At 29.6% G+C, this 9452-nt stretch carries 7 protein-coding genes and 1 riboswitch; of the genes, 5 read left to right on the forward strand and 2 right to left on the reverse strand.

Annotation, left to right across the window (positions count from 1 at the left end; all coding sequences use genetic code 11):
• Positions 1-303: 303 nt before the first annotated feature.
• The 3 genes from hpf to prfB all read left to right on the forward strand — a co-directional run bounded on the left by hpf (position 304) and on the right by prfB (position 4780).
• The gene (gene hpf / locus ACRDDY_RS12495; protein ID WP_438565276.1) at positions 304-834 is read left to right on the forward strand and encodes a ribosome hibernation-promoting factor, HPF/YfiA family; all 531 of its coding nucleotides are present in this window, start codon (positions 304-306) and stop codon (positions 832-834) included.
• Positions 835-1085: 251 nt separating this feature from the next.
• Positions 1086-3614: a preprotein translocase subunit SecA gene (secA, locus tag ACRDDY_RS12500; RefSeq protein WP_438565277.1), complete on the forward strand. Its 2529-nt coding sequence runs from the start codon at positions 1086-1088 to the stop codon at positions 3612-3614.
• A gap of 64 nt (positions 3615-3678) precedes the next feature.
• Positions 3679-4780, forward strand: a protein-coding gene (gene prfB, locus ACRDDY_RS12505; protein WP_438565278.1) for a peptide chain release factor 2 whose coding sequence is annotated in 2 segments (ribosomal slippage) — positions 3679-3744 and positions 3746-4780 — 1101 coding nt in all. Because the reading frame shifts where the segments join, the coding sequence is not laid out codon by codon here.
• 90 nt (positions 4781-4870) lie between these two features.
• Here prfB and ACRDDY_RS12510 read toward each other — a convergent pair.
• Positions 4871-6211: a M28 family metallopeptidase gene (locus ACRDDY_RS12510; protein ID WP_438565279.1), complete on the reverse strand. Its 1341-nt coding sequence runs from the start codon at positions 6209-6211 to the stop codon at positions 4871-4873.
• Positions 6212-6307: 96 nt separating this feature from the next.
• The gene (locus ACRDDY_RS12515; RefSeq protein ID WP_438565280.1) at positions 6308-6640 is read right to left on the reverse strand and encodes a hypothetical protein; all 333 of its coding nucleotides are present in this window, start codon (positions 6638-6640) and stop codon (positions 6308-6310) included.
• 150 nt (positions 6641-6790) lie between these two features.
• Here ACRDDY_RS12515 and ACRDDY_RS12520 point away from each other — a divergent pair, with 150 nt between their 5' ends.
• Together ACRDDY_RS12520 and ACRDDY_RS12525 are read left to right on the forward strand one after the other, a co-directional pair.
• Entirely contained in the window at positions 6791-8956 is a 2166-nt protein-coding gene (locus tag ACRDDY_RS12520; protein WP_438565281.1) for a Tex family protein, read from the forward strand.
• Positions 8957-9026: 70 nt separating this feature from the next.
• A riboswitch (FMN riboswitch) is annotated at positions 9027-9145 on the forward strand.
• Between the two features lie 101 nt (positions 9146-9246).
• Positions 9247-9452: ECF transporter S component (locus tag ACRDDY_RS12525; protein ID WP_438565282.1), on the forward strand; the 206-nt coding region annotated here is incomplete at its 3' end.

Raw genomic sequence — 9452 nt, forward strand, 5'->3', positions numbered from 1 at the left:
GTGAGCATGGTGCGGTATAGATGTAAGTCCTACCAGTTAAATCTGAGAGTGTTAGTAGTGAGAGGTTGATTCTGGGTAGCGAAAGCTCCAGTAGGCGAGTGTGGGGGCAAAGACCAGGTCAGCTAACTTTATAAAAAAAGTGTGATTTTTTAATCACACTTTTTTTATACAACATTAAATATTCAGAAAATTATGAAAAAGCTTGAAAATGTTTTCTGTAAATGATAAAATGTAGACAAGAAATAAATATTGATTAATAAAAAGAGAGTTAAAAAACCTCTAAGTAGAAAGGGGCTGGACTTTATGAAAGTAACAGTAGTATCAAAAAATATTGAAATAACAGAAGGGCTAAGAGAAAGCATAGAAAAAAAGATTTCGAAGCTTGATAAATATTTTGAGAAAGAAGTAGACGCAAAGGTTACAGTAGCAGTACAAAAGAATGCGCAGATAGTAGAGGTTACAATTCCTTTCAGTGGAATAATGCTAAGAGCAGAAGAATCAACTGATGATATGTATAAATCAATAGATATGGTAGAAGACAAATTAGTTAGACAAATTAGAAAACAAAAAACTAAATTAAGTAGAAAATATAATAAATCATTAAGATTTGCAGAAATAGCAACTGATGTTGAGCCTGTAGAAGAGACTAAAGGAAAAATAGTTAGAACTAAGAGTTTTGCAGTTAAGCCTATGAATTCAGAAGAGGCAGTACTTCAAATGGAACTTTTAGGACACAGTTTCTTTGTATATCAGGATACAGATACAAATAATGTTAGTGTAGTTTATAAAAGAAAAGATGGAAATTATGGATTATTAGATCCAGAATATAAATAGATAAAAGACAAAAATCTTGCAGGATATCTTGTAAGATTTTTTTGTATTTATAAATAAACATGATGAGGAATGAATATTTATAGAATTAAGGTAAATTACTCATTTTATAAGGAGTTACGATTTAAATAAAAAAATTTAAAATAAAAAATGTTAAAAGTTGAAAAAAGAGAATATAAAATGGTATAATCAAAGAATGTATAAATAGAAAATGAACATTATTAAAAATGTTAGAGATTTGAAAGGAAGAAGATATGGGAATATTTAAATCGTTATTTGGATCATATAGCGAAAGAGAAGTTAAGAGAATAGAGCCAATTGTAAGTAAGATAGAAAAATTAAGTGATAAAATGGAAGCTTTGAGTGATGATGAGCTTAAAGGAAAAACAGAAGAATTTAAAGAAAGATTACAAAATGGTGAAACTTTAGATGATATATTAGTTGAAGCTTTTGCAGTTGTTAGAGAAGCTTCTTGGAGAGTTCTTGGAATGAAACATTACCCAGTTCAGTTAACAGGGGGAATAGTACTTCACCAAGGAAGAATTGCAGAGATGAAAACAGGGGAAGGTAAAACATTAGTTGCGACTTTGCCTGCTTATTTAAATGCATTAAGTGGAAATGGAGTTCATGTAATTACAGTAAATGATTATCTAGCAAAAAGAGATAGAGATCAAATGAGTGAACTTTATGGTTTTTTAGGATTAACTACAGGAGTTGTAATTCATGATATAAGTAATGATGATAGAAGAGATGCCTATAATTGTGATATAACTTACGGAACAAATAATGAGTTTGGATTTGATTACTTAAGAGATAATATGGTTATCTATAAAGAGGAAAGAGTTCAAAGAATGCTTAACTTTGTTATAGTGGATGAGGTTGACTCAATTCTTATAGATGAAGCTAGAACACCACTTATTATTTCAGGAGCGGGAGAAAAGTCAACTGAATTTTATAAAGTTGCAGACTTTTTTGTTAAAAAATTAGTTGCAGAAGAAGATTATACAATTGATGAAAAGGCAAATGCAGTTATGTTAACACATCAAGGTGTTGAAAAAGCAGAAAAAACATTTAATGTAGAAAACTATGCAGATGCTAACAATATGCAATTACAACACTATGTAACACAAGCACTTAAAGCCAATTACTTTATGAGAAGAGATAAAGATTATATGGTTAAAGATGGAGAAGTTATTATAGTTGATGAATTTACAGGAAGACTTATGGAAGGTAGAAGATATTCAGATGGTCTTCACCAAGCAATTGAAGCAAAAGAGAATGTTAAAATTGCTAGAGAGTCTAAAACACTTGCAACAATAACATTCCAAAATTATTTTAGAATGTATAATAAGTTATCAGGTATGACAGGAACAGCATTAACAGAGGAAAATGAGTTTAGAGAAATTTATGGGTTAGATGTTATTGTTATTCCAACTAATAGACCAATAGCAAGATTTGATAATCATGATATAGTTTATAAAACAGCTAAAGGAAAATATAATGCAATTGTAGATGAAGTTATAGAATCAAATAAAAAAGGTCAACCAGTTTTAGTAGGTACAGCAAGTATTGAAAAATCAGAGATTATTTCTAATCTATTAAAGAAAAAAGGAGTACCTCACAGAGTCTTAAATGCTAAATTTCATGAACAGGAAGCAGAAATTATAACAAGTGCTGGAGAATACGGTGCTGTTACAATTGCGACTAACATGGCAGGAAGAGGAACAGATATTAAGTTAGGTGAAGGGGTTGTTGAAGCCGGTGGTTTAAAAATTATAGGTACTGAACGACATGAATCAAGAAGAATAGATAACCAGCTTAGAGGACGTTCAGGAAGACAAGGAGATCCAGGATACTCTACATTCTATATCTCATTAGAAGATGACTTAATGAGAATATTTATGTCAGAGAAAACTCATTCAATGGTAGATAAACTAGGACTTGAAGAAAATGATGCAATAGAAAGTAAAATTATAACTAGATCAATTGAAAGTGCTCAAAAGAAAGTTGAAGGACATAACTTTGACATAAGAAAAAATCTTTTAGGGTATGATGACGTTATGAATATGCAAAGAGAGGTTATCTATAAACAAAGATCACAAGTTCTTGAAGGTGAGAACTTAAGAGAAGAAGTTACTGGAATGATAAAAGATGTTGTATCTACATCAACAGATAATCATTTATTAGGCGTAGAAGAAGATTATGAAGAAGCACTTAAGAAATTAATAATCTACTTAGATGAGATATGTATCCCAAGTAATAGAGTGACTATTGATGATTTAGTTCATTTAGAAGTAGAAGAAATAAAAGAAAAATTATTGGCAATAGCGATTGAAATTTATGCTGGAAAAGAGTTAGAATTTGGAGAAGAAAGAATAAGAGAAATTGAAAGAGTAGTTCTTCTTAAAAATGTTGACATGAAATGGATGGATCATATAGATGCGATGGATCACTTAAAACAAGGTATTGGTCTTAGAGCATTCAAACAAGTAGATCCAGTTCAAGCATACCAAATGGAAGGTAGTGAAATGTTTGAAGAAATGATTGAATCTATAAAATTAGATACAGTTAAATATCTATTCCATGTTGAATTAGAAAAAGCTCCTGAGAGAGAAAGAGTTGTAGAAAAAACAACGGAGGTTCGCCAAAATATAAATGCAACTGGAAATGAAGAGCCTAAGAAAAAAGAGCCTGTAAGAAAAGAAGTAGTAGCAGGTAGAAATGATAAATGTCCATGTGGAAGCGGTAAAAAATATAAAAACTGCTGTGGAAGAGAAGTTTAAAAAAGAGTAAAATGATAGCAGTGAGAAAAACTCACTGCTATTTTTAAAGGAAAGAGGTGCACGTGTGAGAGTTGATTTAGAAAAAGCATTAGCTAAAGTAACCACACTAAAGGAGAAAATTACAGAAATGGGGAACTTACTTTGACAATGAAGGCTTAGATAAAAAAATTGAAGAGCTTGATTTAGTTATGCAGACTCCAGATTTCTGGGATGATATTAAAAAAGCAGAAGAAACTACAAAAGAAAGTAAGATTTTAAAAGATAAAAAAGAGAATTACAATAAGATAAAAACTACTTTAGAAGATGTAGAAGTATTAAAAGAATTAATGGAAGAAGATGATGATGAATCTATTAATGAAATAATTACATCAGTAGAGTTTTTAGAAGAAGAGTTAGAAAAATATAGAATACAAACACTTCTATCAGGAGAATATGATAGAAATGATGCCATACTTACACTCCATGTAGGTGTAGGTGGAAGTGATGCAAATGACTGGACTGAAATGCTACTTAGAATGTACACTAGATGGTGTGAAAAGCATGGATTTAGAATTGAAACAGTAGATTTATTGCAAGGTGATGAGGCAGGAATAAAAAGTGCTACATTAAAAATTTATGGTGAGTTTGCATATGGATACTTAAAAGCAGAAAAGGGAATTCATAGATTAGTTAGAATTTCACCATTTAATGCAAATGGTAAAAGACAAACTTCATTTGCATCAGTAGAAGTTCTTCCACAGCTTACAAAAGAACAGGACATTGAAATAAGACCAGAAGATTTAAGAGTTGATACATTTAGAGCAGGTGGTGCTGGTGGTCAACATGTAAATAAAACAGAATCAGCTGTAAGAATAACACATTTAAAAACAGGAATAGTTGTTCAATGTCAAAATGAGAGAAGTCAATTTTCTAATAGAGATACAGCAATGGAAATGCTTAAATCAAAACTTATAGAGCTTAAAGAGAGAGCGCACAAGGAAAGAATAGAAGATTTGACAGGGGAACTTAAAGATATGGGATGGGGAAGCCAGATACGTTCATATGTATTCCACCCATACAGTATGGTAAAAGACCATAGAACAGGAGAAGAAACTTCAAATGTTCAAGCTGTTATGGATGGAGAAATAGATAAATTTATTGTGGCAGAATTAAATAGAAAAGAATAATATATAGTATACGTTGAAACTATTTAATCCCCCTTATATAGTTTAAGACCTTTAAAAAAGCCTACCTTTTATTAAAGATAGGCTTTTTATTTATTTATATTTAAATCTTTGGAGATTTTTAGCAGTTATATAAATTAAGCATATAGAAAATGAAAAAAGATAGATTCCGTTGTTTAAAAGAATTCTTTTGTAAGTAGGATAACAATGGTTTATAATTTTTTGATTTATTATCTTAAATACTTGTTCTAAAGAATCAGTAGATATATATTCTACTTTATCTTTAGGTGTATGAATTTTACTTGTATCGGCATGAGTAATTGTTAAAGCATCAGCACCATATTTAGATAGATTTACATGGTCACTAGAGTTCTCAAAAGTTATGGGGATTTCTTTTTTAAAGTATTTTTTTAGTGAAGTCAAGTTGTTAGAGTATTTATCTTTAGAATTTTCAGACCTTACAATAGAAAGTGGTGTATTAGGTGCACCAAGCATATCAAAATTTATAGCTTCAGCTTCAGAGATTAAGGAAGCATACTCTTTAGAGAAAGCCTCAGAACCTAAAAGACCAAACTCTTCAGCATTTAAAAAGACAAAGATAATATCACGGTCAGGTTTTAAATTAAGTGATGAAAAAACCTTTAAAGTTTCAAATAAAAAAGCTGTACCAGAAGCATTATCTAAAGCACCACAATAAATATTATCTAAACAGTCAGTTCCTAAATGATCAAAGTGAGCTGAAAGAATAAGAGGTTTTTTTTCTTTATTCGTCCCTTCAATTTTACCAGCTACATTATAAACTTCAGTAAGTTTTGTTGAATAAGGAAGCTTACAATAAAGAGATGAGCCATTTTTAAGAAGATTAGAAATTTTAATAAAGGCTTCTTTTTTTAATGCAACAGAAAAAGCGATTGATGAATCATGAATAAAGGAACTTCTAAAATTAAAATCAGAATCATCAGATACATAAAATAAAAATAATCCACCGTTTTTGTTAAAAGTGATAGCGTTCTTGTGGATTTTTAGGTTGTCTTTGGTGGATAAAGTAATCTCATTTTCTTTAAAGTTTAATAAATCCTCCTTAAAATCTACTCCATAAGTAAAGTCTATTATAGAGTTATCATTATTTAATATTTGCATAATACCAGTTTCAGAAACTTTATACGGAACAGTTATAGTAAATCCTTGTTTAAAGCTTCCATTGCCTAAAGGGACTAAGCCAATTTCAGATAGCTTGTTTGCTAAATCATTAGAGATTGCTTCATTTTCTAAAGAACCAGAAATTCTTCCTCCAATTTTATCAGAAGAGAGATATGATATATTATTTTTAACTATATTACTATCAAAATCATAAAGAGGTATGTAGACAAAGGATAATAATATAAAAATAGAGAGTGATAAAAGAAAAAGAAGTCTATAAAGTTTTTTTAACACATTAATTCTCCTAAAAATATTGTTTCTTTAATATTTATTAAAGAAAGTCTATTAATATGAATTAATAAATGATTAGTAACTTTAAGACTTCTTTTTTTAATTGTTTTTATAGAGCATATCAATTAATGAATATGATATAGTAAATAAAAGAAAAATAGCAACAAAGATATTAAATTTATTATTGCTTATAATAAGAATGCCACCTAAAAAGAGGGATATTATAATAACATAATTTATAAATTTCATATACCCAGGAGAGGAACTCAAAATAACAGTCATAGAAGATATAATAGAAAAAGTGACTATTATAAAAGCAAAGGAATTCTTTAAAATTTTATCAAATTCTATAACCTTAAAGTAATCAAAAATTAAAAGGGTTAAGAGAATTAGAAGTACTAGTGAAAGTGTTTTTTGAATGATTTTATTCATATATACCTCCTTATTTACAAATATTACCAATTAAATTATATAACAATTTGATAATAAAAAATAGGAAAAATGAAAATAAATAGAAAAAATATTGATAAGAAGGGAATAAAGGGTATAATAAAAAAGTAGAATAAAGGTTGGAGGTTTTTTATGAATATAAATGAAAGATTAGCTAAAGAACTTGGATTAAAATTAAGTATTGTAAATAATGTTATAGAGATGCTAGATGAAGGGAATACAGTTCCATTCATATCAAGATATAGAAAAGAAAAAACAGATGGTTTATCAGATGAAGTTTTAAGAAACTTAGAAGAGAGATTAGTTTATTTAAGAAACTTAGAAGATAGAAAAACTGCTGTTATAAGACTTATAGAAGAACAAGGAAAGCTTAATGAAGAGCTTAAGAAAAGTATTGAAAAAGCAGAAACATTAACAGAGGTAGAAGACCTTTATAGACCATACAAGGCTAAGAAAAGAACAAGAGCTACAATTGCTAAAGAAAAAGGTTTAGAGCCTTTAGCAGAACTTATAATGTCAGGAAACTTTAAAGGTGATTTCAACGAAGAAGCTTCAAAGTATATTAATGAGGAAAAAGCAGTTACGTCAATAGAGGATGCTATAAAAGGTGCATCAGATATAATTGCAGAGGCTATATCTGATGAAGCTAAATATAGAAAATGGATAAGAGGAATTACATTTAGAGAGGGTAAAATTGAAACTAAAGGTTCAAGTGACGAAAGAACACCTTATGAAATGTATTATGAGTATAGTGAGGACGTATTTAAAATACCACCACATAGAATTTTAGCTATTAATAGAGGAGAAAAAGAAAAAATTCTTTCTGTAAAAATAGTTATGAATGAAGAAAAATTAATTTCATATCTAGAAAACTATGTTTTAAAGAATAATAGTATAACAGATGAATATTTAAAAGAGGCAGTAAAAGATTCTTTAAAAAGATTAATATATCCTTCAATTGAAAGAGAAATAAGAAGTGAGCTTACTGAAAAAGGGGAAGAAGGAGCTATTAAAATATTTAAAGAAAACTTAAAAGCATTATTACTTCAAGCACCTATAAAAGGGAAAGTTGTAATGGGATATGATCCTGGATTTAGAACAGGATGTAAGATTGCTATTTTAGATAAGAATGGAAAGTTTTTAGATAATGTAGCTGTATATCCAACAGTTCCTAAAAAGGATATTGAAGGAACTAAGAAAACTTTAAAGAACTTAATTAAAAAGTATGGTGTAGAAGTTATTTCTTTAGGAAATGGAACAGCTTCAAGAGAATCAGAAGAAGTTATAAGTGAAATGATTAAAGAGATAAAAAATGAAGAAGGAAGAGAAGTATCATATGTTATAGTTTCAGAAGCTGGAGCATCAGTATATTCAGCATCTAAGCTTGCTACTAAGGAATATCCTGATTTAGATGTTACAGTTAGAGGAGCTATATCAATAGGAAGAAGACTTCAAGATCCACTTGCAGAGCTTGTGAAAATAGATCCTAAAGCTATTGGAGTTGGGCAATATCAACATGATGTTACTCAAAAGAAATTATCAGAATCATTAACAGGAGTAGTTGAAGATGCTGTTAATAAGGTTGGAGTAGATTTAAATACCGCAACACCAAGTCTTTTAACATATATATCTGGAGTAAATAGTAGTATAGCAGATAATATAGTAGCTTATAGAGAAGAAAATGGTGAGTTTAAAACTAGAAAAGAACTTCTAAAGGTAAAAAGATTAGGGCAAAAAGCATATGAGCAATGTGCAGGATTTTTAAGAGTAATGGAAAGTAAGAATCCACTTGATAATACATCAGTTCATCCTGAATCATATAAGATTGCAGAAGAACTTATAAAGGTTTTAGGATATACAATGGATGATTTAAAAAGTAAGGCATTAACTGATATAAATGAAAGAGTAGAAAAGATAGGATTAGCTAAGTTATCTACTGATTTAAATGTTGGAGAAATGACTTTAACAGATATAATAAAGGAACTTCAAAAACCAGGAAGAGATCCAAGAGACGAAATGCCAAAACCAATATTAAAAACAGGTGTTATAGAACTTAAGGACTTAAAACCAGGAATGGAACTTATGGGAACAGTTAGAAACGTTTCAGACTTTGGAGCATTTGTAGATATTGGAGTACATCAAGATGGATTAGTGCATAAGAGCCAAATGGCAGATAGATTTGTAAGACACCCACTTGATGTAGTTAAAGTTTCAGATGTAGTTAAAGTTTGGGTTTTAGAAATTGATTCAAAAAGAAATAGAATAAGTTTAACGATGAAAACACCTAAAGAAAGTTAATAAAAAATTTAATAAGAAAATATTGACATAAAAATAACAAGGATGTACAATAAAATTGTAAATAAAATATGAATATCTTCAGGGCGGGGCGTGATTCCCCACCGGTGGTATAGCCCACGAGCTAAGTTTTTAGCATGATTCGGTGTAATTCCGAAGCCGACAGTATAGTCTGGATGAAAGAAGGTAAAGTTAAATTTAAAGTTGTATGTTTGCGCCCTGAAACACGTTGTTTCAGGGCTTTTTTAAATTTAATTTACCCAAAGAAGATGTCTTTTGGGGAGGAAAACAAAATGGCAAATGTAAGAAAAAAAGACAAAACTCAAAGAATGGTAAAGTGGGCAGTATTAATAGGGATGGCCTTCTTCTTAGGATTTATAAAAATTCCTATAATTCCAATAGCACCATGGCTTAAAATTGATTTAAGTGATTTACCAATACTTATAGGAGCATTCGTCTTTGGACCACTAGCAGGAATTGTATTAGAATTTGTAAAATG

The organism is Clostridium sp., assembly GCF_051656525.1.
Taxonomy (GTDB): domain Bacteria; phylum Bacillota; class Clostridia; order Clostridiales; family Clostridiaceae; genus Clostridium.

What these genes read in the sequence shown, in the direction of transcription:
- ACRDDY_RS12515 (WP_438565280.1), bottom strand. Translation starts at nt 6,640, where the DNA reads ATGAATAAAATCATTCAAAAAACACTTTCACTAGTACTTCTAATTCTC.
- hpf (WP_438565276.1), top strand. Translation starts at nt 304, where the DNA reads ATGAAAGTAACAGTAGTATCAAAAAATATTGAAATAACAGAAGGGCTA.
- secA (WP_438565277.1), top strand. Translation starts at nt 1,086, where the DNA reads ATGGGAATATTTAAATCGTTATTTGGATCATATAGCGAAAGAGAAGTT.
- ACRDDY_RS12520 (WP_438565281.1), top strand. Translation starts at nt 6,791, where the DNA reads ATGAATATAAATGAAAGATTAGCTAAAGAACTTGGATTAAAATTAAGT.